Origin of the sequence: Thermoproteus sp. CP80 (assembly GCF_002077075.2) — an archaeon.
Taxonomy (GTDB): domain Archaea; phylum Thermoproteota; class Thermoprotei; order Thermoproteales; family Thermoproteaceae; genus Thermoproteus.
Window position 1 is genome coordinate 1 of record NZ_LCWM02000070.1, and the last position, 1,088, is coordinate 1,088.

Below are 1,088 nucleotides of genomic sequence, written 5' to 3' on the forward strand. Positions count from 1 at the left end.
ACGGCCTTAACCAACTCATTAAGAGTTTTTCCATGGTCACTCAATATTTCCTCATGCCTCTTTAGTATTTCCTCATGTCTCCTTAGTATTTCCGTTATTTCGCCTAGTCTCTTATCGTGCTCATCCAGTCTCTTTAGGATCTCCTGGAACCCGGTCCTCATGTACTCAGCTAGGGCCTTAACGGCTTCCGCCATTTCCTTAAGCTCCTCAGACCTAGCCTTACGCACAGCCCTCTCCACAACCTCCTCAAGCTTATCCCAGTCAATAGAGCTCATTACAAGTTAACCACGCCCACCTTTAATATAAACCTTTACCCCTCGTGGCAATTAACTTTAACCGCTACTCCGGTGGTATTTCGGTGTATGTTATGGCTATGTCTATGCCGTACCTCCTAATGTTAACTATGCGTGATACCGTGTAGGCAACAATACCGAGAACCACAGCACCGGCAACCACACCGTATGCTAGCCAGTTCCCACCCCATATTGATGGGTATGCCAGGAACTGGTAAGTCAGGTAAGCCATCACAGCCGTCGTTAAGGCACCGGACACGGTCAACGTGGCCCTTAGACCTCTGCCCATGCTTAGGCGCTTACCCACACCTATTAGTACGGCGCCAATGCCCACGGCCATGAAGTACATTAAGGCACCCATGGTTGCACCGTAGAGTGCCGTGAATGTTCCGTAGAATACACCGGCCAGGGTGATTAAGGTCACGGTTACGGCTAGGTCAATTAAGTGGGCGTAGATGGGTGAACCAAACCTAGGGCTTAGGTGGGTGAGGAGGCTTGGCCAAACCCTATCAAAGGCGAGCGCAAACCAATACCTAACCGCAACTATGGCTCCATAAGCCAGAAGGGCCAGGTACCATGTTACTGATCCTATTGCTATTATCCATTTTATTATTGGGTTTCCTGATGCTGCCATTGCCACTGTCCAGTAGTTGATTACACCATTCAACTGGCTATTCGATAATGCAGCCATGGTGAACCTGAAGCCCAAGGCATCATAAAGGGCGGCGAAGCTCAAGGTTGTGAGTAGTAGGGCTATGATGAATGAAATTGGTAGGTTCCATTGTAGGGCGTTCC

At 49.1% G+C, this 1,088-nt stretch carries 2 pseudogenes; both read right to left on the bottom strand.

Annotation, left to right across the window (positions count from 1 at the left end):
- Positions 1–275 (bottom strand): annotated as a pseudogene (locus B7L68_RS08910) (microtubule-binding protein); the annotation flags it as partial.
- Between the two features lie 64 nt (positions 276–339).
- Positions 340–1,088 (bottom strand): annotated as a pseudogene (locus tag B7L68_RS08410) (amino acid permease); the annotation flags it as partial.